This window comes from Escherichia sp. HH41S (genome assembly GCF_009820115.1).
Lineage (GTDB): Bacteria > Pseudomonadota > Gammaproteobacteria > Enterobacterales > Enterobacteriaceae > Escherichia > Escherichia coli_F.
Genome location: NZ_VNXE01000044.1, coordinates 1 through 1,020, shown reverse-complemented (window position 1 = coordinate 1,020; position 1,020 = coordinate 1). Strand labels below are relative to the sequence as shown.

General features: G+C 55.5%; 3 protein-coding genes. All 3 read left to right on the top strand.

Going from position 1 to position 1,020, the window contains the following annotated elements; translation table 11 throughout:
- Positions 1 to 48 precede the first annotated feature (48 nt).
- Entirely contained in the window at positions 49 to 441 is a 393-nt protein-coding gene (locus FQZ95_RS08625) for a putative holin (protein ID WP_160530092.1), read from the top strand.
- On the top strand, positions 431 to 706 hold the full coding sequence (locus FQZ95_RS08620) for a phage holin family protein (RefSeq protein WP_160530091.1): 276 nt from the start codon (positions 431 to 433) through the stop codon (positions 704 to 706). Before FQZ95_RS08625 ends, FQZ95_RS08620 begins: the two co-directional genes overlap by 11 nt.
- Before the next feature lie 5 nt (positions 707 to 711).
- A partial coding sequence (locus FQZ95_RS08615) for a M15 family metallopeptidase (protein WP_160530093.1) occupies positions 712 to 1,020 on the top strand: 309 nt, incomplete at its 3' end.

Sequence of the window (1,020 nt, the reverse complement as noted above, 5' to 3'; positions counted from 1 at the left end):
TTTTTACGGGCCGCTGGTGGCCCTTTTTTATTTACAGGAGAAAAAAGTATGTCTGAACCCTTATCCGGTTCCGGCACGGCTGCGGCGCTCGGCGGGGCGACGGTATTCGGGCTGTTTACCGGAACGGATTTCGGGATTGTGTTTGGTGCGTTCGCCGGGGCGTTATTTGTGGCAACGATGCCGCAGAAGATTTCAGCCTGGCGTGTGGCGGCGCATTTTCTGGTGTCGTTTATCGTCGGCGTGCTGGGGGCGCGCGTGCTGTCAGCCTGGATTGCATCAAAAACAGGGTATGACGGTACATCGGCAGATGCGCTGTGTGCGGTGCTGGTATCGGTGGTGTCGGTGAAGATTCTGTCGTTCATCCACCAGCAGGATATTGCATCACTGGTGTCCGGTGTGTTCTCCCGCCTGCGGGGTGGAGGAGGCGGCAATGTTAAGTAACCTTCCCGGATTGCTGAATGTGGCGTTATGCACGGTTATCGTGCTGACGCTCTTTTTTTATCGTCGTCGTGACTCCAGACACAAACCGCTGATGTCATGGCTGGCCTGGCTGCTGATGCTGCTGTATGCCTTTGCGCCCCTCAGCTATCTGTGTGGTCTCCCGTTAGCAACGGGCTGGCTGGAAGTGTTTTTTAACCTGCTGTTCTGCGTGCTGGTGATACGCGCACGCGGGAACGTCACAAAAATCTTTCCATTGTTGAGGTGAATATGATGCCGGGTAAATTCAGATTCAGCCGTCGCAGTGAAAAAAATCTGGAGGGCGTCAAACCACAGCTGGTTGCTGTCGTTCGCCGTGCGCTGGAGCTGACGGAGGTTGATTTCGGTATTACGGAAGGCCTGCGCAGTAAGTATCGCCAGAAACAGCTGGTCGCGGCAGGGAAAAGCCAGACCATGAACAGCCGCCACCTTACAGGTGATGCGGTGGATGTTGTGGCTTATGTTGGCAGCCAGGTGTCATGGGACTGGCCTCTGTACGAGAAAATCGCGCAGGCATTTAAGCAGGCTGCCGCAGAGCTGGGA

Coding starts and splice junctions, on each gene's coding strand:
- FQZ95_RS08625 (WP_160530092.1), top strand. CDS start 49: ATGTCTGAACCCTTATCCGGTTCCGGCACGGCTGCGGCGCTCGGCGGG.
- FQZ95_RS08620 (WP_160530091.1), top strand. CDS start 431: ATGTTAAGTAACCTTCCCGGATTGCTGAATGTGGCGTTATGCACGGTT.